This window comes from Actinomadura alba (assembly GCF_014323705.1).
GTDB lineage: Bacteria > Actinomycetota > Actinomycetes > Streptosporangiales > Streptosporangiaceae > Actinomadura_C > Actinomadura_C alba.
In genome coordinates, this window is the sequence record NZ_JABVEC010000003.1 from 272,146 (window position 1) to 295,310 (window position 23,165).

Sequence of the window (23,165 nt, forward strand, 5' to 3'; positions counted from 1 at the left end):
CCTCCGGCCGGGGTGCCGGGGGACCGCCCGCCGCGATGGCAAAGCAGGCACGTCGTTGAGGCGAGGACGCGAACGAGTTCACGTCGCCAGCTCGGCGACACCTTCGAGCAGGCGGTCGACGTCGGAGGCGTCGTTGTAGTGGACCAGCCCGGCCCGCACCGCGCTCCCGGAGTCGCGGATGCCGAGCACCTTGGTGAGCTCCCAGGCGTAGTTGTGCCCGTTCCACACGTTCACGCCGCGCTCGGCGAGGTGCCGCGCCACCTCCTCGGGCGTCCTGCCCGCCACCGTGAAGTAGGCGGTGGCGGTGCGGCGCGCGGCCCGGCCGTAGGTCGTCACGTGCTCCATCCGCTCCAGCCCGCCGTGCAGCCGGCCGAACAGCCCGGCCTCGTACGCCTCGACGGCGGCCATCGAGGCGAGCAGCCGCTCGCGCCGCCCGCCCGACGCGCCGGGATCGAGCGACGCCAGGTGATCGACGGCGGCGACCACTCCGGCGAGATCGGCGAACGCGGCCGTACCGTACTCGAAGCGCTCCGGTACCTCGTCGGATGAGGACGCGAGCTTGTCCGGGCGCAGGCCCTCGAGCAGCGCCGGGTCGGCGACGACGGTGCCGACGTGCGGGCCGGACCACTTGTAGGCGCTGGTGGCGTAGAAATCAGCCCCGAGCGCGGCCACGTCGACCGGCGTGTGCGGCGTCGCGTGCACGCCGTCGACGTAGGCGAGCGCGCCGGCGGCGTGCGCCCTGGCGGTGATCGCGGCGACGTCCGGCCGGGTGCCGAGCACGTTGCTCGCGGCGGTGACGGCCACGAGCCGGGTGCGTTCGCCGATCAGGTCGTCGTACTGTGCTGCCGGTAGCTCACCGGTCGCGGTGTCGACGTCGGCCCACCGCACGGTGGCCCCGGCCCGGCCGGCGGCCTGAACCCACGGCCGTACGTTCGCGTCGTGGTCGAGCCGGGACAGCACCACCTCGTCGCCGGGGCCCCAGCCGGCGGCCAGCGTGCACGCCAGCCGATAGGTCAGGGTCGTCATGTTCGGGCCGAGGATCACACCCGCCGGGTCGCCGCCGACCAGGTCCGCCACCGCGCGGCGGCACTCCGCGACGATGCCCTCCGACCGCCGGGCCGCCGCGAAGGCCCCGCCGACGTTGCCGATCCCGTGACGGTAGGCGTCGGCCATCGCGTCGATGACCGCGTACGGCACCTGCGTACCGGCCGCACCGTCGAGATAGGCGTAACCGTCCGTCAGGGCTGGATAAAGGGCACGTACCGCGGCGATGTCGTAGGTCACCGAACAGACGCTAGCGAGGTCGCCCAGAGCGCACGACCCCGGCCCGCGCGGACCTCTCCTCGGGCCCGGCGGACGGTGATCCGACGGCCGAGTGGACATATACCACAATCTCGGGCTACGACTTCGGGCGCGGGCGGCCCACATGGGGCAGGATCTACGCATGTCCTCCCCCATGGATACGGCCCGCTGGCCGGGCGAGCTGCGGCCGTACCAGGAGAAGGCGCTCGGGGAACTGGACGCGGGGTGGGCCGGGGGACGCCGCCGGGCCTGGGTCGTGCTGCCGCCCGGGGCGGGCAAGACGCTGGTGGGGCTCGAGGCGGCGCGCCGGCTCGGCCGCAAGGCCGTGGTGTTCGTGCCCAACACCGCCATCCAGAACCAGTGGGCCGAGCACTGGAGGCGGTTCGGCGGCACGGCCGGGACCTCCCGTGACCTCGGCACGGACGTCAGCGTCCTGACCTACCAGTCCCTCGCGGTGTTCGACGCCGACGCCGAGACCGACGAGGAGGGCCACGAGAGAGGACTGCTGCGGCGCCTGCACGACAACGGCCACGAGCTGATCGCCGCGCTGCGCGCCGCCGGGCCGGTCACCCTGGTGCTCGACGAATGCCACCACCTGCTCGACGTGTGGGGGCGGCTGCTGGCCGAGGTGCTGGAGCGGCTTCCGGACGCGCTCGTCATCGGGTTGACCGCGACGCCGCCCGGGTCGCTGACGCCCGAGGAGGCCAGGCTGGTCGACACGCTGTTCGGCGTGCCGATCCTGGGCGCCTCGGTACCCGCGCTGGTGCGGCAGGGTTACCTCGCGCCGTTCACCGAGCTCGCCTGGCTCACCACCCCCACCCCGGTCGAGGACGCCTACATCGCCGGTGAGGCGGAGCGCTTCACCGAGCTCACCACCGATCTGCTCAAGCCGGACTTCGCCACCACCGGGTTCCTCACCTGGCTGGACCTCCGGCTGGTCAAGCCCGAGACCTCGTCGGGCGAGCCGGTCGCCTGGGACACCATCGCCAAGGGCGAGCCGCTCATCGCGGCCGCGGCTCTGCGGTTCCATCACGCCGGCCTGCTCGATCTGCCCGACGGCGCGCGGCTGCGCGAGGAGCACCGGCACGCGCCGTCCGCCGAGGACTGGGTCGCGCTGCTGAACGACTACGTCAAGAGCTGCCTGCTCCCGAGCGAGGACCCGCTGGACGCCGAGGCGGTCGCCGCCGTCAAGCGGGCACTGCCCGCCGTCGGCTACCAGCTCACCCGGCGCGGCATCCGCTCTGCCCGGTCCCCCGTCGACCGGGTCCTCGCCCGCAGCGCCGCCAAGACCCACGGGGCCGTGGAGATCATCTCGGCCGAAGCCGGGTCGCTCGGCGAACGACTGCGCTGCCTGGTGCTGTGCGACCACGAACGGGCCGGCGCCACCCTGCCCGCCCGCTTGCGGGACGTGCTCGACGCCGAGGCCGGGTCGGCCTGGCTCATGCTCGAGAACCTGGTCGCCGATCCGCGCACCCGCCCGCTGAACCCGCTGCTCGTCACCGGCCGTACGGTCGCCGCGGCCGAGGACACCGCGCGCGACCTGGTCGAGGCCGTCGCGTCCGCGCATCCCGGCCTCACCGTCGAACCGGCCGGCCGGGGCATCGCGCGGATCACCGGGCCGTGGACGTCACGCACCTGGGTCGGGGCCGTGACCTCGTACTTCGAGGAGGGACGGTGCCAGGTGCTGGTCGGCACCCGGGCGCTCCTCGGCGAGGGCTGGGACGCGCACGGGGTGAACGCGCTCATCGATCTCACCACCTCGACCACGCCCACGTCGGTCGTGCAGACCCGTGGACGCGCGGTACGGCTCGACCCGGCGTGGCCGGACAAGGCGGCGAACACCTGGACGGTGGTGTGCGTCACGGACCGGCATCCGAAGGGGGCGGCCGACTGGAACCGCTTCGTGCGCAAGCACGACGGCTACCTCGTCGCCACCCCCGACGGCGAGATCATGTCCGGAGTGGCGCATGTCGACGCGGCGTTCTCCCCGTACGCGCCGCCCGCCGTCGAGGCCCTCGACACGATCAACGCCGCGATGCTGGTCCGTGCCGAGGACCGCGCAGCGACCAGGGCGGCGTGGCGGCTCGGAACGCCCTTCCGCGACGAGCTCGTGCACACGCTGCGGGTCAGGCCCGCCCGGACCGAGCGGGCGCCGGTCCCGGCCACCGACGTGCGCCCGCAGGCGCCGGCGGTCGTCCCGGCCGAGAACTGCGCGACGCCCACGCCGAGCTGGTGGTCGGGCGGCCCTGCCGATCCGGTGGAGACGTGGTGGGTCGGCAGCGTCAGCGTCCTGCTGCTCTGCGGGGTCACCGGGCTCGGCCTGGTGGCGGCCGGGGGGCGGCCCTCCGCGATACCGCAACTGATCGCCGCGGTGATCGCGATCCTCGGGATGATCGGCGTCGGCTGGGGCGTCACCGTCCGCCTTCCGCAGAGCCGTGCGGCACGGATCCTCGACGCCGTCGCGCCGGACCCGCCCGTGACGAGGTTCGCCTACGCGGTGGCGGACGCCCTCGTCGCCTGCGGGCTGTCGCGCCGCGGCGCGGAGGGCGTGCGAGTGCACACCGAGCCGTACGGCGGGTACCGCTTCTCGCTCACGGACGTCGACGCGGCCACCTCGGAGCGGTTCGCCCTCGCCCTCGACGACGTCCTGTCCCCGATCGCCTCACCGCGCTATCTCGTCCCGCGCTATGTCGTACGGCTCGAGGGCGGCGCCGGCACGCGCCGCAAGCGGGCACGCGCGTGGCTGCGTGGGCAGGCGCAAGCGGACGGCGTCGTCTATCACGCGGTGCCCTCGGTGTTCGGCCAGAACCGGCAGCGGACCACCGCCTTCGTCACGGCGTGGAACCGGTGGATCTCGGCCGGATCGGCCGTCTACGCGAGCAGCGCCGAGGGCGCGGGCGTGATGGCCACCCATCGCGGCGCCGATCCGTTCTCGGCCACCACCGTCCTGCGCATCGCCTGGGACTGACCCCCAGAGCGCGACGCATGACTGGGACCGGCCGATCCTGACAGGCCCCTTGACCACCGATCACCGCGGGTTTACGCTGCGCCTCAATATAAGAAGGTTTCTTTATAGTTCACCGCCGTGGCCCCCCTCACGAGAGGCGAACGACCATGTCCGTACGACTCCGGGCACGACCTTCCCGCACCGGCGCGATCCTCGTCACCGTCCTCATGGCGCTCGGCTGGACGGCGGCCGCCACCACCCCCGCAACCGCGACCGCCCCCGCAACCGCCACCCGTCCCGCCGTGGCCGCCGCCGCGGCCACCTTCACCGAAGACTTCGACGGGCCTGCGGGCAGCGCGGTCAACGGCGCGAGGTGGCAGCACGAGACCGGCGACAACGTCAACAACCACGAGCGGCAGTGGTACACCTCCGGCACGAACAACGCCGCCCTGAACGGCCAGGGCCAGCTGGTCATCACCGCGAAGCGCGAGAACCCCGGCGGCAACAACTGCTGGTACGGCTACTGCCAGTACACCTCGGCCCGGCTGTCCACCGCCGGCCGGTTCACCCAGGCGTACGGACGCTTCGAGTCCCGCATGAAGCTCCCGCGCGGCCAGGGCATGTGGCCGGCGTTCTGGATGCTCGGCAACAACATCGGCAGCGTGGGCTGGCCCGCCAGCGGCGAGATCGACATCATGGAGAACGTCGGCTTCGAGCCACGCACCGTGCACGGCACCCTGCACGGCCCCGGCTACTCGGGCTCGGGCGGCATCGGCGCCGGCTACACCCTGCCCGGCGGGCAGGCGTTCGCGGACGGATTCCACACGTTCGCGGTGGACTGGACGCCGAACTCGATCACCTGGTCGGTGGACGGCAACGTGTACCAGACGAGGACGCCCGCCGACACGGCCGGCAAGGGCGCATGGGTGTTCGACCACCCCTTCTACCTCATCCTGAACCTCGCCGTCGGCGGCTACTGGCCCGGCGACCCGGACGGCAGCACCACCTTCCCGCAGCAACTGGTCGTCGACTACGTGCACGTCACCAGCGGTGACGGCGGCTCGGGCGGCGGCGCGATCACCGGGCTGGGCGGCAAATGCGTCGACGTCGCGGGCGCCAACCCCGCGAACGGTACGCAGGTTCAGCTGTACGACTGCAACGGCACCGCCGCCCAGCAATGGAGCGCCTCTGGCAGCAGTCTGCGTGCCCTCGGCAAGTGCCTGGACGTCGCCGCCGCCAGTTCGGCCAACGGGACCAAGGTTCAGCTGTACGACTGCAACGGGACCGCCGCCCAGCAGTGGACCCGGCCCGGCGACGGCACCCTGCGGGCTCTCGGCAAGTGCCTCGACGCCACCGGCCCGAGCTCGGCCAACGGCACACCGCTGCAGATCTGGGACTGCACCGGCGGCACCAACCAGAGGTGGAACGGCCCCGCCTGACCCGGCGCGCTCATCGTGATCCTCGGGTTCGCCGTCCTCGGCGGGCCGCCGAACCCGAGGATCCTGTGAGTGCCGCATGATCGGGGAAAGGCGAATAACTGCATGATCGCGGCAGAGAGCCCTCCGCCGTGATCACGCAGTTGTGGCGCTCAGTCCTTGCCCTTGGCGGCGACCCACTCGAGGTTCCAGCCGTACGCCTGGTCGACCGACAGCTTGCCCCAGCGCGGCCGGCCCGGCGGCGGCAGGATGTACTTCGCCTCCCGGCGTGCCACGAGCTCGCCGCCGACGCTCTCCAGCAGGAACAGCGTCGCGTCGCGGGCGGGCACCGTGCAGTCGTCCAGACGCATCTCGATCGGCGGCGAGCCCTGCGGGTAGAGCGTCGCCGTGGCGTCGAGTCCGACGAAGTCGTTCGCGCCCTCGTAGATCTCCGCGAACACCAGGATCCGCCGGAACTTGGCGGAGTGGTCAAGGTTGATCGTGAGGTTCTCGCCGGTCTCGACGGCGCCGCTGCGGTCGTCGCGGTCGAGCTGGATGAAGGGCGGCTGGTGCAGCGAGCCGAAGTCGCCGAGCGCGTGGATGATGCCCTTGCTGCCGTCGGTCAGCTCCCACAGGCAGCACAGGTCCAGGTCGAGGTCGACGCCCCGGCGGAGCTTGCCGAACCGTCCCTTCGCCGCACCGCCGCGGGCGGCCCAGTTGAGGTTCACCCGCATGGCCCCGGAGGTCGCGCCCCGCTTGGTGAGGGACACCGAGGGCGCGGCCTTGGTCAGCGTGAGCTTCGTCAGCCGTACCGGCTGAGCCGGCGGCGCGGGCGGGGCCGGGGCCGGCGGGGGCGGCGGAGGCGTGGGCACGCTGCGCTGCGCGGGCGGGGGCGGGCTCTGCGGGGCGGGCGCCGGTGCGGCGGGCTCGTCCACGCTGATGCCGTAGTCGGTGGCGAGCCCGGCCAGACCGGAGGAGTAGCCCTGGCCCACCGCCCGGAACTTCCACGCGTCGTTGCGCCGGTACAGCTCGCCGAGCACGAAGGCGGTCTCGGTCGTCGCGTCGGTGCTGTCGAACCGCGCGACCTCGGCTCCGTTGGCGGCGTCGAGCACGCGCACGTACAACCCGCGCAGCTGACCGAACGTCCCGCCGTCGGTCGAGGCCGCCACGACGACCGTCTGGATCTGCTGTTCCACGGTCGACAGGTCCACGGCGAGCACGTCGCGCATGGCACCGCCGTCCTGGCGCTTGCCCTGGTGCCGTACGGCGCCGCTGCCGTGCGACGGCTGGTTGTAGAAGACGAAGTCGGTATCGGAGCGGACCTTGCCGGTGGCGGTGAGCAGCAACGCCGACGCGTCCGCGTCGGGCGTGCCTGGAGCCTGTTGCCAGCCCAGCTCCACCGTGACCTTGGCCACCGGGACGGGCACGTTGGTGCCCTTCTGCATCGACATTACGGTTCCCTCACCCTGGACGGCGACAAAGAGATATGTCGCAAACCATAACCAAGCATGGACGTCGCCGCGTACTCATCGACCCGCATCGAGCGCGTACCGCTGCCCTTGCACAGATGCCACATATTGGCCAGCACCCTGTCTGCGACCTGACGGTATCCACATCCGCCCTGCCAGAGCCGCACTTTCTACCCCCGGCGTTCACCGGCCGCCATGTGCCCTCAATGTGCCCTCGGGGCGGAGCAAGATCACTGTCCGCCGAGGCAACCTCACCGACCGCCAGACCCGGGGCGAAGCGTGCGCCTGGTGCCGTGCCACTTCTCCCCCGCCACCCCGAGCGTCACCGTCCCCGGCGTCGTCTCGATCTACGGCACCACCGTCAACGCGTGCACCCCACCCACGGCGCACGATGCCAATTTCACGCCGCCTCGCGGTGGGCCGGGGAACCGTACAACGCGGAACCGCACAAGTGCGGGAAGCTTCTGTGGAGCGACCCCGCCGTCCTGCCGTCGCACACCATCGAATACCCCGCCGCAGGCATTCACGCTTACATCACGGGAAGCGCCCTGGCCATCCACGGCTGGTAACACCAAAACGGCCCCGGCCCTCCTCGCGGATCGCGGAGGGGCCGGGGCCGTCGCACACCCTGCCCGGATGGGGCTAGCGCACGCTGGCGTCCGGGGGTCGAGGGACGGTCGGTAACGCGGCCAGTGCCATGGCCAGGACGGTTAGGCCGTGTCTCTTAGGTCGGGTGGTCAGTAGATCGGACATGCCTGTCCGATTAGTACTCCAGCCGCATTCGTGACCTGTCAGAGGGTCAGGCGGTGAGCGCGGGCGGGTTGACGGGGGGCGTTCACGGCTGGAAGTACTCCGACATCAGGCCGCTGACCCATTCCGGCTGCTTGATGTTCACCGCGCGGAACTCCGCCATCGTCGGCTTCAGGTCAATGACCGGGGTGCCGGAGACCGCATCGAGGCCCACCACCGTCAGTTCGCGGCCGTGGACGGATTCGATGGCGCAGCACGTTACCCCGATGCGGTTCGGTCTGCGGGGGCCGCGGCCGGCGAAAACACCAACGGGCGGGAGGTCGGAGCGGCCGCGGTAGGGGCGGGGTTCGCGGTAGTCGTCGTGTTCCGGGAACTGGTCGAAGATGAAGAGGATCTCCACGTGGGAGAAGCCCTCCAGACCCTGGAGGCACGCCTCGCCGAAGCGCTCGTCGATGGTGATCGTGCTGCGGACGGCACCCCAGTTGTCCGTGTGCTGGACGTCCGTCCGGTTGTTCCGGACTGTACCTATCGGTGTGACCTCGAAGCTTGGCATGGCAAGGTTCTATCTCTTTGGTCAGCGTCGTGCCCAGATGAGGACGGCCGCGAGGTGGAGTGCAGCCTGGTAGGCGATGAAACGGACCGTCGCCGCCTCGCTCGGCCACGAGGACCCCGGCTTCACGCTGAGCACATACGCTCACCTGATGCCAACGGCATCCGAGCGCGGCCGCCAGGCGATCGACTCGTTCTTCACAGCCCCCGACCAAAGTGCCCCCAAAGTGCCCTCCGAGGAGTGAAAGTGGTCCGCACCGCTTCTTAGTGCAGGTGTGCAGCAGATGCCACATACGTGTCGCAGCGCCATATAGTCGGCTCATCGTGGTCCGACATCCGGAACGCCGGGGGGAACCGTCTTCGCAGAAAGGGAACGGCCATGCGCACTCGGCCGCTGTACGACTACGTCGCGCTCCTCGCCCGCCTAGGGGTCGGCATCGTCATCCTGGCGCACGGCTGGCAGAAGATCCAGGTCGGCATCACCGCCACGAGCCGGGACTTCGACAGGCTGCGCGTCCCCGCTCCGACGGCCACCGCCATCTACGCGACGTTCGTGGAACTTCTCGGCGGTGTCGCCCTCATCCTCGGACTCGCCCTACCGGTAGTGGGGCTGCTGCTGTTCGTGGACATGGTTGGCGCGTTCGTGTTCGTGCACGCCGACAACGGCGTCTTCCTGGTGAACGAGGGGTCCGTCGAGAACGGCTTCGAGCTGGTGCTCGTCCTCGCGGTGGCGAGCCTGCTGTTCGCGGCGGGCGGCGCGGGCCGCTTCACCGTCGACCGCCGGCTGTTCCCGCGCCGAACCGCCCCGCCTGCGCCGTCCTCCCCCGCCCCTGCCGACGTCCCCGCGCTTCCACCGGGCCGGGAGCCCGAGCCGCGACCGGAGTCCACCTCCGGCGGGACCTCTCGTAAGCTCTTCGGCCGGTCCCGGTCCGGCAGGGCCTCCGCCGGGGCATCGCGCGCAAAGGCGGAGAGCACGCATGAGACCTCGGGCGAGGCGCCGGAGAAGCCGGCGGATCCCACCGGTGACCGCGGCCGGGAGCCGGGGCGGGCGATCTCCGGGACGCCCGCCGACCCGTCCACGGGCGACCGCCCTGCCGCGGCGGACCCGGCAGGGCAGCCCCGGCTCGTCTCCAACATCGTCGAGGACGCGTCCAAGGACGTCCTCGTGGCGGGCCGCCGCAAGCGCCGCAGCACCAAGAAGCCCGCGGCCGGCAGCGGGCAGGCCGGCACCGAGCCGGCGAAGCCGCCCACCGAGGGCTGACCGCCGGCCGCTCCCTTCGCAACGGGGCGGGTTCAGGAGGGGGCGCCGAAGAGCGGCTCGAGCAGCCGGTGCGGCTGCCGTAGCGCGCGGCTCACCGGGTCGTCACGGGTGCCCGCACCTGGTCCGGGCCGCACCTCCACGTCCTGTGGGGGCACCGGATCCCCGCAGGAGGGGCACTCGCCGAAACGGCCGAGCGGCGTGCCGCAGTGCACGTGGGAGAAGACCCGGCTCGGCCCGGTGTCCGACAGGTGCCGCGCACCCCACGAGGACAGCGCACGGAGGGCCGGCCACAGCTCACGGCCGATCTCGGTGAGGACGTACTCGTCGCGCGGCGGCGCGTGCTGGTAGCGCCGCTTGTCCAGGACGCCGGCCGCCGTGAGCGCCTGCAGCCGTTCGGCGAGGACGGCGCGCGGGATGTCGAGGTGAGCGAGGAAGTCGCTGTACCTGCGGACGCCGTAGAACGCGTCACGTACGACGAGCAGCGTCCATCGCTCGCCCACGAGCTCGAGTGCCCGCGCCAGCGAGCAGTCCTGCCCTGCGTAGTCCTTGCCGAGCGCCACACGACGAGGCTACCCCAGTCGATTCGTTGACCGAACCAACACTGCTACAGTCCCTGGAGTTCAGTGAACGAACCTTGGAGGGGCCGTGGCGCAGACCGCGATCGGAACGGGCGGGACCGTCACCGAGAGCCCGGAGGGACGCGGCACCACGACCCTGGTCGTGGTGTGCGCGGCGACGCTGCTGGTCCTGATGAACTACACCGCTCCGATGACCACGCTTCCCGAGATCTCGGCCGGCCTGGGCACGGGGGCGACCGGGCAGACCTGGATCCTCAACGGCATCGCGCTCGGGCTGGCGGCGCTGTTGCTGGTCGCGGGCAGCCTGGCCGACGACTACGGGCGCAAGCGCGTGTTCGTGGTCGGCGCCGGCGTGCTGGCGGTGGCCAGCGTGGTGTGCGCGGTCGCCACCGGCACGTTCGTCTTCGTCGCCGCGCGGGTGGTCCAGGGCACCGCGAGCGCCGCGCTGCTGGCGGCCGGGCTGGGCCTGATCGGGCACGCGTTCCCGGCCGGTGCGGAGCGGGTCCGCGCCACGGGCCTCTGGGGCGCCATGATCGGGCTGGGCATCGCCCTCGGGCCGGTGGTGACCGGTCTCGTGGCCGAGGCGGGCAGCTGGCGGGCCGGCTACTGGATCTTCGTCGGCGGCGCCGCGGCCATCGTCCTCGCCGGGCTGCGGCTGCCGGAGTCGCGAGCCGCCCGTACGCGGCGCCTGGACGTCGGCGGAGTGGTGACGCTCGGCCTCGGGCTGGCTGCTCTGCTCGGAGCCGTCACCGAAGGCCGGGCCGGCTGGGCCCGCCCGCAGGTGACGCTGCTGTTCGCGGCGGCGGCCCTGCTGATCGCCGCCTTCGTGGCGGTGGAATGGCGGATCGCGCAGCCGATGCTCGACCTCGCGCTCTTCCGGCGGCCGCTGTTCCTCACCGCCACAGGCGGAGCCCTCGTCACCGGGCTCACCGTGATCGGCCCGATGAGCTACCTGCCGACCGTCCTGCAGCACACGCTGAAGCAGAGCCCGCTCACGAGCGCGGGAGTGTTCAGCATCTGGTCGGGCGCGTCCTTCGTCACCGCGCTGCAGGCCAGGAGGCTGCGCATGCGCGGCGACCACCAGCTCGCCCTCGGCCTCGCGCTCGCCGCCGCCGGAAACGTCGCGCTCCTCGGCCTCGCGACGCACCGTCCCTGGCCGCAGACCGCCGCCGGGCTGCTGGTCGCCGGGCTCGGCAGCGGGCTGGTCAACGCCGCGCTCGCCCGGCTCGCCGTCGAGAGCGTGCCCGCCGACCGCGTGAGCATGGGGTCGGGGGCCAACAACACCGCCCGCTACATCGGGTCGTCACTCGGCGTCGCGATCGTTGTGGCGATCACGGGGGCCGCCGGCCTTGTGCACGGCACCGACATCGCGATCGCGACCGCCGCCGGCGGCGCTGCGCTCGGAGCGGCCGCCGCTCTGCTGTCGGGCCGGACACCGGCCGCCCGGTGACCGGATCCGAGCGTCAGCCGATCTGGATGGACCGCTTGGCCAGGCCGTACCAGAAGCCCTCGATGACCGTGCGCTGCGCTTCCTGATCGGCCTCGCCCGCGCCCAGGGTGACGAACAGCGGCGCGAAGTGCTCGGTGCGCGGATGGGCGATACGGCCGCTCGGCGCCTTGCGCTGGAAGTCGAGCAGGGCGTCGACGTCCCGGGCGGCCAGCGCCTCGCGACCCCAGGCGTCGAACTCCTTCGACCAGCCGGGGGCCTGGTCGAAGGCCAGTGAGGGATCGAGGCCGCTCAGGTTGTGGGTGAAGAAACCGCTCCCCACGATGAGCACGCCCTCGTCGCGCAGCGGGGCGAGCCTGCGGCCCACCTCGTACAGACCCTGGGGGTCGAGGGTGGGCATGGAGATCTGCAGCACAGGTACATCCGCGCCGGGGAACATCTCGGCGAGCGGCACGTAGGCGCCGTGGTCGAGCCCTCGCCCCGGATCGTCGTGCACGGGCGTCTGCGCCGTCCGCAGCAGCTTGCGGACCTTGCCCGCCAGCTCGGGCGCACCCGGCGCGGGGTAGGTGACCTGGTAGTAGTGCTCGGGGAAGCCCCAGAAGTCGTAGACGAGCGGCACCGTGCGGGTCGCGCCCAGCGTCAGCGGCGCCTCCTCCCAGTGCGCGGACACCATCAGGACGGCCGCCGGCCGGGCCAGCTCGCCGCCCCAGTCGGCGAGCTGGCGGGTCCACAGCGTGTCGTCGGCCAGCGGCGGTGCCCCATGACTCAGATACAGCACGGGCGCTCGCGTCATAGCAACGGTCCTTGAAGCTTCAACTTCATACCGTCGACTGTAGGTCAAAGTGCTTGAGAGTTCAATGACTTGTCCCTGCCCATGCCCTTGCCCGCCGTACTGCGGGCGGACGGCACCGGTGCGGCGGCCGGCGTCCGCCCGCGGTACGGCACGTCAGGCCTGAGCCCCGTGCAGAAGGCGGCGGGTGGCCGCCGGATCGGTGACGACTGCGGCGGCCTCGTCCAGCGCGCCGTCGACCGCCGCGGCGAACGCCTCCGGGCCGCCGATGGCGCTGATGACCCGGGCCGGCAGGAATTTGATGAGTAGCGCGGCCGTACCGGGCGGCATGCCCGCGAAGTGCACGGTGAGAAGCCCGTGGTCGCGCAGCAGGATCATCGACAGGGCGGCGGTCGCCTCGATCGCGGCCAGCTCCAGGCTCTGCGCCCCGGCCCGGCGCGCGAGCTCGTCGCGGACACCCTCACCGGGCAGCCGGGTGATGAACGGAGTGTGCTCCACCCAGTCGCCGAGCCGCTCGCGCAGCGCCTCCCCGACCTCGCGGGTGGATGCGACCAGCTCGCGTACCAGTTCCGGCCGGTAGCCCTCCAGGCTGCGGACCACCGCCGGGTAGAGCATCGGCCGGCACTCGGTTCCGAGCTCGAACGCCCGCGCCCGCGCCTTGGCGACGAGATCGGTCCGGCCACCGAGCAGGCCGACACGGGGACCGGCCAGCCCGTACTTGTCCATGCCCGTCGCCCCGAGGTCGGCGCCGAGTTCGAGGGTGCGCGGCTGACCCAGCACGGCGGGACCGACCCGGGCGCCGCCCGCGTCGTCGACGATCACGATGGCGCCACGCGCGTGCGCCAGCTCGACGGCCCGGTTCAGCTCCTTCTCGGGCAGCGCCTCATAGGTGACCGCGAGCCGGGTGAGCACGACCACCGGCACGTCGCCGTGCTCGTCGCCGTGCTCGTCCAGTGCCCGCTCGAAGGCGTCGGCGCCCACCGTGTCGACCAGCACGCCACCCGCGTCGCGTACCCCGCGGACCACGGCCGGATGACTGTAACTGGGCGAGACGCCCACCACGGTCGTACCGGGACGCACGGTGATCTGGAAGGCGGCGTACAGCGCGGCCGTGAGGCGGTTGGTGACGAAGACGTCATGGCGGTCCGGCGTCCCGCCGAGGTGCCCGAGCCCGAGCTCGCGCACTTTCTCGGCGCACAGCGCACCCGCCCATTCGTCGTCGAGGAGCCACGGGTCGACGTCGGCCGGCAACGGCAGGCCCCGCTCCAGCCCGCTGGCGTTGTGCAGCGGCAGCCCGGCCGCACGCCGCCGCTGGATGTGCCGCCAGGCCTCCGCCAGCTTGTCGAGGTGCGCCTGGGTGTCGGCGAGGATCGCCCCGGGCGGGTACGGCAGCCCGTCTGTACGGCTCGGGTCTGTGTCGGTCACGGCGCCTCCATTGATGGTGCGTGGACCTCCAGCAGATCAGGACGGTCAGGACCGGACAAGCTCAACTTTCTGCCGTGAACTGTTCGATATGGTGCACCAATGCTGTCCGTACCCGCCCTGCGGCTGCTGCACGAGCTGCGGCTGCGGGGAACGCTGACGGCCGCCGCCGAGGCGTTGTTCCTCAGCCGGTCGGCGGCCAGCCACCAGCTTGCGACGCTCCAGCGGGCGGCCGGGACGCCGCTGACCGAACGGGTCGGGCGCACGCTGCGCCTGACCGAGGCCGGAGTCGAGCTCGCGATCCGCGCCGAACGCGTGCTGCGCGAGATCGAGGAGGCGGGCGCCGCCATGGAGCGGCTGCACGGGACGCTGTCGGGCACGATCCGGGTCGGCCTGGTACAGACCATGGCGATCCACGTGCTCCCGCGCGTCCTCGTCGAGCTGCGGGAGGAGCACCCGCTACTGCGGGTCGAGGGCCGCAGCCTCACCACCGAGGACGCGCTCGTCGCGGTGTCGTCCGGCGAGATCGACCTCGCGGTCGTGCCCTCGTACGACACCACGCCGTTGCGCGTCTCCGGTGGCCTGCGCCAAGAGGCGCTGTTCCGCGACCCCGTGCGGCTCGCGGTGCCCGCGGCTCACCCGCTGGCCGGCCGGCCGGGGCCGGTCCGGATCGGCGACCTCGCGACCGAACGCTGGATCGCGGGCGACCGCGGCACCTACTTCGGGCAGCTGGTGCCCTCGCTGTGCCGCCAGGCCGGGTTCACCCCCGACATCGTGCACCGCAGCGGTGACTACGCCGTCGTCGCCGCCCTGGTCGCAGCGGACCACTGCGTCGCCCTCATCCCGGCCTCGAGCGACGTGGACCGGTGGCCGAACGTCACGACGCTCGAGCCGGCGGCCGACGGCGTGGGACGCGACGTGGTCGCGCTCCTGCGCGCCGGCAGCCGGGACCGCCCGGCGGTCCAGGCGGTGCTACGCGTGCTCAGGCGGCGTGAGCGCGCAGAGCCGCGATGAGCCATTCGAAGCAGGGCACGGCCGCCGGTTGCGGGACGCGCCCGTTGAGGATCGACAACAGCTGCCAGTACCGCTCCACCCGGGCGTCGGTGAACGTCTCCAGCTGCTCCAGCATGCGGGCCCGCTGCTCGGCGGGCATGTCCGCGGTCACGATCCGGCGCAGTACGGCCTGCCCTTCGGCCGAACCGGGCGCGATCCCGCTCGCGAGCGCCGGGCCCGCGTGCTCAACGACCGAGTGGTGGTCGAGCCCGAACTCGAGCTCATCGGCCCCGTCGCCGGCGACCGCCATCTCCCTGACCCGCCGCCGGAAGTCCTCGTCTCCGACGAGCTCGGCCAGCTCGACCCACGCGTCGACCTGCTCGGGCGCGGGGTCGTCGGGCAGGTCGGCGGGCAGCTGCCGCATGCTGCGGGCGATGCCCATCGCCGGAGCCTCCGGGTCGATCCCCTCGGCGATCCCGTCGACGAACTCGTCGATGATCTGCTGCCGCTCCTCGGCGGACAGCCTGGCCAGCCTGTTCATCAGTTGTGCCTCCTCCATCGTGCTGCCGCGCTTGGCGACCGTCCTGAGAACGGCGCGGCGCAGCCGCAGGGTTCGTATCTCCGCGTCCAGTGCCGTGACGTGCGTCTCGGCCACCTCGGCGAGCGTGGTGGCCCGGGACAGGACCTCCCGTACGGCGTCGAGACCCAGCCCGAGGTCACGGAGCGTCCGTACGAGGTCGAGACGGGCCACCGCCTCGGCGTCGTAGAGGCGGTAACCGGCCGCCGATCGCGCGCTGGCCGGCACCAGGCCGGCGTCCGACCAGAAGCGGATCGTCCGCGCGGACACGCCGGTGCGGCGGGCCAGCCGCCCGATGGTGAAGAGCTCCGCGCTTTCGGTCATGGGCACGACTGTGCACCTTCCAGTAGGTGGAACCTCAAACCGGTCAACGAGGCCGGGCGACCGGGCGCGCGCCACGGGCCTTGGCGCCGGTGTCCGGAAGCGCGAGTGTCCGGAAGCGCGAGATCACCCATCCGGCCCGGCGGTACCGGCGAGCGCGGCGAAAATGAGCGGCGCGGCGGAGCAGCGATCATTAGCGTGTCCGCCATGGAGCCGTACGGACGCTTCCTCAACGTCGTCGATGTGGAAGCCACCTGCTGGCCGGGCGCGCCGCCCGCGGGTCAGGTCAGCGAGATCATCGAGATCGGTCTCTGCGTCGTGGACCTGGCGTCCCGGGAACGGGTCTCGCGCCACCGGGTGCTGGTCCGGCCGGCCCGCTCCACGGTCGGCGAGTTCTGCACCGAGCTCACCGGGCTGACCCAGGACGAGGTCGACGGAGGCGTCGGCTTCCGCGAGGCGTGCCGGATCCTAGAACGCGATCACTACTCGCGTCATCGCGCCTGGGCGAGCTGGGGCGACTACGACCGCCGCCAGTTCGAGCGCCAGTGCGGCGCCGGTGGCGCCCGTTACCCCTTCGGCTCCCGGCACACCAACGCCAAGAAGACGTTCTCCGAGGTGTACGGGCTGTCTCGCCGGCTCGGTATGAAAGGGGCGCTCGCGCATGCGGGGCTTCCCCTGGAGGGACGCCACCACAGCGGGGTCGACGACGCCTGGAACATCGCGGCCCTCGTGCTCGAGATGGCCGCCCGGCTGGAGGGGCAGCCGGGCAACCCCTGGACCACGGCGATGTCGATCAAGGATCAGAGCACCCCCACACACCACGATCCTTGATCGACACCGTTACCCGGCACCGTTCCTAGATGAGGCCTTGGGCCAGCATGGCGTCGGCCACGCGCTCGAGACCCGCGATGTTGGCCCCCGCGACGTAGTCGCCCGGCACGCCGTGCCGCTCGGCCGTCTCGCGGCAGGTCTCGTGGATGTCGCGCATGATCTGGGCCAGCCGCTCCTCGGTACGGGTGAACGACCACGACTCCCGGCCCGCGTTCTGCTGCATCTCGAGCGCGCTCGTGGCGACCCCGCCCGCGTTCGCCGCCTTGCCCGGGCCGAACATCACACCCGCCTCCCGCAGGACCCGCAGGGCCTCCGGGGTGGTGGGCATGTTCGCCCCCTCCGAGACGGCCTTGACGCCGTTGCGCACCAGGGCCCGCGCGGCGTCGGCGTCGAGCTCGTTCTGGGTCGCCGACGGCAACGCGACGTCACACGGAACATCCCAGACCCGGCCGCCGGCGACGTACCTGGCGGAGGCGCCACGGCGCTCGGCATAGTCGGCGACCCGGCCGCGCTCGACCTCTTTGATCTCTTTGAGGAGGGTGAGGTCGATGCCCTTGTCGTCGACGACGTAGCCCCCGGAGTCGGAGCAGGTCAGGACGTTGGCCCCGAGTTGCTGGGCCTTCTCGATCGAGTAGATCGCGACGTTGCCGGAGCCGGACACCACGACCTGCTGGCCGTGCATGTCCTCGCCCCGCGTCTTGAGCATCTCGGTCATGAAGAGGACGTTCCCGTATCCGGTGGCCTCGGTCCGCGCCTGCGAACCGCCCCAGCCGAGGCCCTTGCCGGTGAGGACGCCGGCCTCCCAGCGGTTGGTCATCCGCCGGTACTGGCCGAACAGGAAGCCGATCTCACGCCCCCCGACGCCGATGTCGCCGGCCGGGACATCGGTGTGCTCGCCCATGTGGCGGCTGAGCTCGGTCATGAAGGACTGGCAGAAGCGCATGACCTCGGCGTCGGAGCGGCCCTTGGGATCGAAGTCGCCGCCCCCCTTGCCGCCACCGATGTTCATGCCGGTGAGGGCGTTCTTGAAGATCTGCTCGAAGCCGAGGAACTTCACGATCCCCAGGTTGACCGACGGGTGGAACCGCAGCCCGCCCTTGTACGGCCCGAGCGCGCTGTTGAACTCGACCCGGAAGCCACGGTTGACGTGCACCCGGCCGGAGTCGTCCTGCCAGGGCACCCGGAAGATGATCTGGCGCTCGGGCTCGCAGACCCGTTCGATGACCCTGGCGTCGAGGAGTTCCGGCCGGGCGGCGAGCACCGGAGAGAGCGTCTCGAGCACCTCCAGGACCGCTTGGTGGAACTCCGGCTCGCCGGGGTTGCGTCGCATGACCGCGGAGTAGATCGAGCTCAGTTCGGGGGTGGGAAGCCCGTGCTCCTGCTCTTGGTAGTGCGCCGTCTGAGATGACGGTGACATGCGTGAAGACTCCTTTACAGGTCGGTAATGTGGAGCGGCAGTGCATCGCGCAGCTTTCAAAGCGTTCCAGGGCAGCGGTCATCGCCCGCGCCGTTTCAGATGACGCGGCCGGACCGGACCCGTGCCAGATCGCCATCGACGACCGGTTCACCCCCGGGTGTCCCGTGGCGCGGATGCGCCGATGGAGTTCCGAACCGTTCGATCATATTCGTGTAACCCCTGGTCGAGCGGGGAGAACCCGCACTCGGGACGCGGGGGACCCCGCCTTATGGACCTCGCCGGCCGGGTGGCGCTGCTGACCGGTGACACCGTTCGGCATGGGTCCAGGATCCCGATCTCCGCCGACGGAGTCACCTTCGGTTCCGCCATCGCCAATCCGGTGGTCCGTACGAAGATAATCTGGTAATGGACCAGTCTGGGTAGACTCAAGGCCATGACCACGAGTGCGCCCACGCGAACCGTCGCCGACCTGTCCTATCTGCTCACGCATGCCGGCCATGTGCTGTCCACCCAGATGACGGCGGCGTTCAGCGAGCTCGGGATCACGCCGCGCGGGTACTGCGTGCTGTTCCACGCCCTCGAGGCGGAGCGCACCCAGATCGAGCTGGCCGAGATCTCCGACCTGGACAAGACCACGATGGTGGTGACGGTCGACCAGCTGGAGAAGGCGGGGCTCGCGGAGCGCCGGCCGTCGAGCACCGACCGCCGGGCCCGGATCATCTCGGTCACCGAAGAGGGCGCGCGGGTCGTCGAGGCGGGCACCCGGATCGGCGACCGCGTACACCGCGACGTACTCGAGGCGCTTCCGGAGCAGCATCGCGAGGTGTTCGTCGACGCGCTGACCCGGCTGGCCGAGGGGCACCTGTCCACGCCGGCGGAGTCGCCGCGGCCGGTACGGCGGGCACGACAGAAGAGAATTTAGATCCACAGCGGATCGTCTATAACAAAATCATCTGTTACGGTCTCTCCTGTGACGCTTCGTCGACCAGGAGAGGACGCCATGTCCCCCACCGCACCTCCCGCCTCCCGATCGCGCCGGGCAGCCCTGATCGTGCTCTGCGCCGGGATGCTGATGATCATCCTCGACGGCAGCATCGTGACGGTGGCGCTGCCGGCCATCCAGGACGATCTGGGGTTCTCACCGGCCGGCCTGACCTGGACCGTCAACGCGTACATGATCGCTTTTGGCGGGCTGCTGCTACTCGCCGGACGGCTCGGCGATCTGATCGGCCACAAGCGCATGTTCATCGCGGGCCTGCTGCTGTTCACCACCGCCTCACTGCTGTGCGGACTGTCCACCGGCCCGGAGATGCTGATCGCCGCACGGTTCGTCCAGGGCATCGGCGGAGCGATGGCCTCCGCGGTGAGCCTGGGAATGATCGTCACGCTGTTCCCCGAACCGCATGAGCGCGGCAAGGCGATCGGCGCCTTCAGTTTCGTCGGGGCCACGGGCGCCTCGATCGGTCAGGTCCTCGGCGGCATCCTCACCGAGGCCATCGGCTGGCACTGGATCTTCTTCATCAACCTGCCGATCGGCGTCGCGGCCGCCGTCCTGGCCCTGCGGGTGCTGGACTCCGACCGGGGACGCGGGCTGCGCGCCGGGGCCGACGCCCTGGGCGCCCTCCTGGTCACCGCCGGGCTGATGCTCGGCGTCTACACGATCGTCGAGACCGGGCGCCACGGCTGGGGCTCAGCCCGCACGCTCGGCCTGGCCGCCCTCGCGATCCTGCTGCTCACCGCCTTCGTCGTACGCCAGGCCACGGCAGCCACCCCCCTCCTGCCGCTGCGCATGTTCCGGTCACGGAACGTCTCGGGGGCCAACCTCATCCAGATCCTGCTGATCTCCGCCGCCTTCGGGTTCCAGATCCTCGTCGCCCTCTACATGCAGAACGTGCTCGGCTACGGCGCCCTGCGCACCGGCCTGGCGCTGCTCCCCGCGGCAATGACGATCGGCGCGGTGTCCCTCGGCCTCTCGGCCCGGCTCAACGCGCGCTTCGGCGAACGCACCATGCTGCTCGCGGGGCTCGTCCTGGTCGCGGCGGGGCTCAGCCTGCTCACCCGCCTGCCGGTCGAGGCCGACTACGTCGTGCACCTGCTGCCGACCATGCTCCTCGTCGGCGGGTTCGGCCTGGCCATATCGGCGCTCACCTCCCTCGGGATGTCGGGTGCCGGCCCCGGCGACGCCGGCGTCGCCTCCGGTCTCTTCAACACCACCCAGCAGGTCGGCGGTGCGCTCGGCGTCGCGGTGCTGTCCACGCTGGCCGCCACGCGCACCGAGGACCTGCTCGCCGACGGGCACGGCACCGCGTCGGCGCTGACCGGCGGGTACCACCTCGCCTTCGGCATCGGCGCGGGCCTGGCCGTCGCCGGGTTCGTCCTGGCCGCCACCGTCCTGCGGCAGCCGGGAGCCTCCGCCGGCCCGCAAGCGCCCGAGGCGGCCGCCACCGAGGAGACCACCAGGGAGCCGGCGTGCCCCACCCCGGCGTGACCCCTCCCCGACTCCCCAAGTACGGCCGGAGCAGAACATGGAGACGACCGGCATGAGTGGGACATCGACCGGCGAGAACCCCTACGGGCCGGGCAGAGGCCCCGGCGCCGTGGCCCTCTCAGGCGACGAATTCGCGCGGATGCTCGGTTCGCAGGGCATGGGAGCCCTCGCGACCGTCAAGCGCGACGGCCACCCGCACCTCTCGACCGTGGCATACACCTGGAACCCCGAGCAACGTGTCGCGCGCGTCAGCACGACCGCCGAGCGCGTCAAGGTGCGCCACCTGCGCCGGGACCCACGCTGTGCCCTGTACGTCTCGAGCGCCGACCACATGTCCTTCGTCGTCGCGGAGGGCCGGGCCGAACTGTCGCCGGTGAGCAGCACGCCCGGCGACGAGACCGGGCGTGAACTGCTCGCCATGCACCCGGCCCTCGAGCGGCCGGAGGACACCGCCGCCTTCCTGGCGAACATGGTCGCCGATCAGCGCCTGGTGGTCAGGTTGCGGGTGTCCCGCCTGTACGGAACCGCGATCGACCTGTCGACCGGGGGATGACCCTTCGGCCCGGCGTCACGCTCACGATGTCGCGCACGGTGTCAGGACCACGCGCCGGCGGCCGCGGCGCGTGCGACGTAGACGTCGAAGTCCACCGGGTCGCGGCCGAGCACCCGCCGTACTCCGTCGACCGGCTCGGCGGTGTGGCCCTCGCGATGCAGGGCGAACAGCGCGTCGAGGGCCTTGACCACCGGCTCGGGAAGGCCCTGGGCGCGCAGTTCGTCGCGGTACTCCCCCGGCGTCAGCTCCACGTACCGGAGCGACCGGCCGGCCGCACGCCCGATCGTCTCGACCGCCGCGCCGAAGGTCAGGGAGCGCGGGCCGGACAGCTCGTACACCTCTCCGGCGTGCCCGTCCCTCGTCAGCAGGGTCGCCGCGACCTCCGCGATGTCCTCGACGTCGATGAACGGCTCGGGCGTGGAGCCCATCGGCAGCGCGAGGCGGCCGGACCTCAGCGGCTCGTGCCAGAGGTCCTCGTCGAAGTTCTGGTTGAAGTTGTTCGGCCGGATGATCGTCCATTCGGCGCCGGAGTCGCGCACGGCCTGCTCCGCCACCACCATGCCCTCGCCGAAGTCGTCGCCGACAAGCTCGATGCCCCGTCCGGACAGCACCACGAAGCGACCCGTACCCGCCTTCACCGCCCGCTCAACGAAGTCGTGGATCGGCGCGGGGTCGTCCGGGGCGACGAGGTAGACCGCCGAGACGCCTTGGAGAGCGGTCTCCCACCCGGCCGGCCGCGACCAGTCGAACGGCACCTCGCCGGACCGGGACGCCGCCCGTACCGTCTCGCCCGCCGCACGCAGCCGCGGGACCAGCCGGCGCCCGGTCTTGCCCGTCGCTCCCAGCACCAGGATCTCTTTCGCATGATTCGTCATGACCACGAGTCAACCGGCCAGGAGCGGGGTGGGACATGGCCGTTCGTTCGCCGGTCATGTCCGATCGTCCGGCCGCCTATCGTGGCGCTATGGACCCCTTCGACGATCTTCTTCGCGGCGTACGCGGCGACGGCGCCGTCTTCGGCAGATCGGTGCTGTCGCCGCCGTGGGCGCTGCGGTTCACCGACGGCGCGTCCCTGACACTGTGCGTACCGCTGCGCGGCGAGGGCTGGATCGGCCGAGAAGGAGAGGGGAAGCCGCGGCCGCTACGGCTGGGCGAAGTGGCGGTGGTCCGTGGTCCGGAGCCCTTCATCTTCTCCGACGAGCCCTTCATCCCCGGCGAGCCCTTGGCGGCCGGCGAGCCGAGGGCGGCCGCGCCGGCGAGGACGCCGCGGGACGTGCGGTGCGGCGGCGCGGGCCTGGACGAGCCGGACGCGGACCTGACGGGTCGTACGGTGCTCTTGGCCGGGGCGTACCACGTGAGGGGCGAGGTGGCCCGGCGGCTGCTGCGGGTGCTGCCGTCCTTGGTGCTCATACCGGACGACGACGACTGCGCCCCGCTGCGCGACTATCTGGAGGCACAGCTCATCAGGCCTCGGCCGGGCCGGCAGATCGTGCTGGACCGCCTGCTGGACTGGCTGCTGGTGTGCACGCTGCGGGACTGGTTCGACCGGCCCGAGGCCGCCCCTCCCGCGTGGTACCGCGCGCTGGTCGACGACGTGGTGGGCCCGGTGCTGCGCGCCATGCACGACGCGCCCGGCCGGCCGTGGACGCTCGCCTCCCTGGCCACCGAGGCGGCGGTGTCGCGGACCACGCTGGCCAAACGGTTCACCGAGCTCGTGGGCGAACCGCCACTCGCCTACCTGGCGGAGTGGCGGATGGCGCTGGCCGCCGACCTGCTGGCCGAGTCGCCCGCGACGGTCGCCGCCGTGGCGCAACAGGTGGGGTACGCCGACGCGTTCGGCTTCAGCGCGGCCTTCAAGCGGCTCCGGGGCGTCAGCCCCAGCGAATACCGGGACGCGGCTAGGATTCCCGGTCTCGACGGCGGGTCTCGCCTACTGGTGTGAAGCTGAAGCCGCTGACGAAATCCGCGGCCCCGCACCGGGCGGCCGGCAGGACGGGCCAGGCACGCTACACCGGTCCCGCGCCACAGCGGCGTGGGACCGGGGCCGAGGGCATT

At 71.8% G+C, this 23,165-nt stretch carries 20 protein-coding genes; 11 read left to right on the top strand and 9 right to left on the bottom strand.

What is annotated here, in order from left to right:
• Window positions 1-78: 78 nt before the first annotated feature.
• On the bottom strand, window positions 79-1,284 hold the full coding sequence (locus HKK74_RS06790; RefSeq protein ID WP_187242196.1) for a cysteine desulfurase-like protein: 1,206 nt from the start codon (window positions 1,282-1,284) through the stop codon (window positions 79-81).
• A 160-nt stretch (window positions 1,285-1,444) separates the two neighbouring features.
• On the opposite strand from HKK74_RS06790, the gene HKK74_RS06795 reads away from it, so the two are divergent.
• Entirely contained in the window at window positions 1,445-4,270 is a 2,826-nt protein-coding gene (locus tag HKK74_RS06795; RefSeq protein WP_246491271.1) for a DEAD/DEAH box helicase family protein, read from the top strand.
• A 146-nt stretch (window positions 4,271-4,416) separates the two neighbouring features.
• The gene (locus HKK74_RS06800) at window positions 4,417-5,688 is read left to right on the top strand and encodes a glycoside hydrolase family 16 protein (protein ID WP_187242198.1); all 1,272 of its coding nucleotides are present in this window, start codon (window positions 4,417-4,419) and stop codon (window positions 5,686-5,688) included.
• A gap of 149 nt (window positions 5,689-5,837) precedes the next feature.
• Here HKK74_RS06800 and HKK74_RS06805 read toward each other — a convergent pair whose 3' ends face one another.
• Both HKK74_RS06805 and HKK74_RS06810 read right to left on the bottom strand, forming a co-directional pair.
• Entirely contained in the window at window positions 5,838-7,115 is a 1,278-nt protein-coding gene (locus HKK74_RS06805) for a TerD family protein (protein WP_187242199.1), read from the bottom strand.
• Window positions 7,116-7,968: 853 nt separating this feature from the next.
• Window positions 7,969-8,436 (bottom strand): SAM-dependent methyltransferase, encoded by a 468-nt coding sequence (locus HKK74_RS06810; protein WP_187242200.1) that lies wholly within the window; start codon window positions 8,434-8,436, stop codon window positions 7,969-7,971.
• A 76-nt stretch (window positions 8,437-8,512) separates the two neighbouring features.
• On the opposite strand from HKK74_RS06810, the gene HKK74_RS06815 reads away from it, so the two are divergent.
• Window positions 8,513-8,677 (top strand): hypothetical protein, encoded by a 165-nt coding sequence (locus HKK74_RS06815; protein ID WP_187242201.1) that lies wholly within the window; start codon window positions 8,513-8,515, stop codon window positions 8,675-8,677.
• Between the two features lie 134 nt (window positions 8,678-8,811).
• Window positions 8,812-9,693 carry a DoxX family protein gene (locus tag HKK74_RS06820; protein ID WP_187242202.1) on the top strand — a complete coding sequence of 294 codons (882 nt, stop codon included), beginning with the start codon at window positions 8,812-8,814 and terminating at the stop codon, window positions 9,691-9,693.
• Between the two features lie 32 nt (window positions 9,694-9,725).
• On the opposite strand, the gene HKK74_RS06825 is transcribed toward HKK74_RS06820, so the two are convergent.
• Complete coding sequence (locus HKK74_RS06825) at window positions 9,726-10,253, bottom strand: winged helix-turn-helix transcriptional regulator (RefSeq protein WP_187242203.1); 528 nt, start codon at window positions 10,251-10,253, stop codon at window positions 9,726-9,728.
• Window positions 10,254-10,338: 85 nt separating this feature from the next.
• On the opposite strand from HKK74_RS06825, the gene HKK74_RS06830 reads away from it, so the two are divergent.
• Window positions 10,339-11,721, top strand: coding sequence for an MFS transporter (locus HKK74_RS06830; RefSeq protein ID WP_222721951.1), 1,383 nt, complete (start codon window positions 10,339-10,341; stop codon window positions 11,719-11,721).
• 13 nt (window positions 11,722-11,734) lie between these two features.
• Here the strand turns inward: HKK74_RS06830 and HKK74_RS06835 are convergent, their stop codons facing one another.
• The gene (locus tag HKK74_RS06835) at window positions 11,735-12,511 is read right to left on the bottom strand and encodes a dioxygenase family protein (RefSeq protein WP_187242204.1); all 777 of its coding nucleotides are present in this window, start codon (window positions 12,509-12,511) and stop codon (window positions 11,735-11,737) included.
• A 153-nt stretch (window positions 12,512-12,664) separates the two neighbouring features.
• A complete protein-coding gene (locus HKK74_RS06840; RefSeq protein ID WP_187242205.1) occupies window positions 12,665-13,933 on the bottom strand; it encodes an aminotransferase class I/II-fold pyridoxal phosphate-dependent enzyme in 1,269 nt (422 codons plus the stop codon).
• Window positions 13,934-14,032: 99 nt separating this feature from the next.
• Here HKK74_RS06840 and HKK74_RS06845 point away from each other — a divergent pair, with 99 nt between their 5' ends.
• Window positions 14,033-14,944 carry a LysR substrate-binding domain-containing protein gene (locus HKK74_RS06845; protein WP_187242206.1) on the top strand — a complete coding sequence of 304 codons (912 nt, stop codon included), beginning with the start codon at window positions 14,033-14,035 and terminating at the stop codon, window positions 14,942-14,944.
• On the opposite strand, the gene HKK74_RS06850 is transcribed toward HKK74_RS06845, so the two are convergent.
• Window positions 14,913-15,824 carry a helix-turn-helix domain-containing protein gene (locus HKK74_RS06850; RefSeq protein ID WP_187242207.1) on the bottom strand — a complete coding sequence of 304 codons (912 nt, stop codon included), beginning with the start codon at window positions 15,822-15,824 and terminating at the stop codon, window positions 14,913-14,915. The genes HKK74_RS06845 and HKK74_RS06850 overlap by 32 nt on opposite strands.
• Before the next feature lie 204 nt (window positions 15,825-16,028).
• Between HKK74_RS06850 and HKK74_RS06855 the strand changes: the two genes are divergently transcribed.
• Window positions 16,029-16,652, top strand: coding sequence for a 3'-5' exonuclease (locus tag HKK74_RS06855; protein ID WP_187242208.1), 624 nt, complete (start codon window positions 16,029-16,031; stop codon window positions 16,650-16,652).
• A gap of 25 nt (window positions 16,653-16,677) precedes the next feature.
• On the opposite strand, the gene gdhA is transcribed toward HKK74_RS06855, so the two are convergent.
• Complete coding sequence (gdhA, locus tag HKK74_RS06860) at window positions 16,678-18,069, bottom strand: NADP-specific glutamate dehydrogenase (RefSeq protein WP_187242209.1); 1,392 nt, start codon at window positions 18,067-18,069, stop codon at window positions 16,678-16,680.
• 433 nt (window positions 18,070-18,502) lie between these two features.
• Between gdhA and HKK74_RS06865 the strand changes: the two genes are divergently transcribed.
• The 3 genes from HKK74_RS06865 (at window position 18,503) to HKK74_RS06875 (ending at window position 21,110) form a co-directional block, all read left to right on the top strand.
• Window positions 18,503-18,991 carry a MarR family winged helix-turn-helix transcriptional regulator gene (locus tag HKK74_RS06865; protein ID WP_187242210.1) on the top strand — a complete coding sequence of 163 codons (489 nt, stop codon included), beginning with the start codon at window positions 18,503-18,505 and terminating at the stop codon, window positions 18,989-18,991.
• A 78-nt stretch (window positions 18,992-19,069) separates the two neighbouring features.
• Window positions 19,070-20,557: a DHA2 family efflux MFS transporter permease subunit gene (locus tag HKK74_RS06870; protein WP_187242211.1), complete on the top strand. Its 1,488-nt coding sequence runs from the start codon at window positions 19,070-19,072 to the stop codon at window positions 20,555-20,557.
• A 52-nt stretch (window positions 20,558-20,609) separates the two neighbouring features.
• Window positions 20,610-21,110 (top strand): TIGR03618 family F420-dependent PPOX class oxidoreductase, encoded by a 501-nt coding sequence (locus HKK74_RS06875; protein WP_187242212.1) that lies wholly within the window; start codon window positions 20,610-20,612, stop codon window positions 21,108-21,110.
• A gap of 41 nt (window positions 21,111-21,151) precedes the next feature.
• On the opposite strand, the gene HKK74_RS06880 is transcribed toward HKK74_RS06875, so the two are convergent.
• Window positions 21,152-21,985: an NmrA family NAD(P)-binding protein gene (locus tag HKK74_RS06880; RefSeq protein WP_187242213.1), complete on the bottom strand. Its 834-nt coding sequence runs from the start codon at window positions 21,983-21,985 to the stop codon at window positions 21,152-21,154.
• An 89-nt stretch (window positions 21,986-22,074) separates the two neighbouring features.
• Between HKK74_RS06880 and HKK74_RS06885 the strand changes: the two genes are divergently transcribed.
• Window positions 22,075-23,052, top strand: coding sequence for an AraC family transcriptional regulator (locus HKK74_RS06885; protein WP_187242214.1), 978 nt, complete (start codon window positions 22,075-22,077; stop codon window positions 23,050-23,052).
• Window positions 23,053-23,165: the final 113 nt, after the last annotated feature.